Raw genomic sequence first — 290 nt, forward strand, 5'->3', positions numbered from 1 at the left:
TAAAAAGTTCTTATCATTGAAATAATTCTTTCTTTCTTTAGTTAAAAAGGATACATTTTTTTCAATCTGTTTTAATATTAGCTCTCCTTCTTTAAAGATATATACATGATTCTTTACTGTTCGAGTAAATGAGGAGAGATCACTTTTAGGATGCATTTCATCTTTGAAAGAAAGAACGACTTTATCAGCCAATTTGACGTCTACTAATTGATAATTATCGAATAATTGAATATGATATTCTAATTGACTTCATTTTTTATAAACTATAGCACTGATATCTCCTGTAAATT

General features: G+C 25.9%; 1 protein-coding gene. It reads right to left on the reverse strand.

Annotated features, from left to right (window positions below; translation table 11 throughout):
- The coding region (locus RYX56_RS21845; protein ID WP_317124050.1) for a hypothetical protein at window positions 1–192 on the reverse strand (192 nt) is incomplete at its 3' end.
- Window positions 193–290 lie beyond the last annotated feature (98 nt).

Source organism: Alkalihalophilus lindianensis (assembly GCF_032843265.1).
GTDB lineage: Bacteria > Bacillota > Bacilli > Bacillales > Bacillaceae_D > Alkalihalophilus > Alkalihalophilus lindianensis.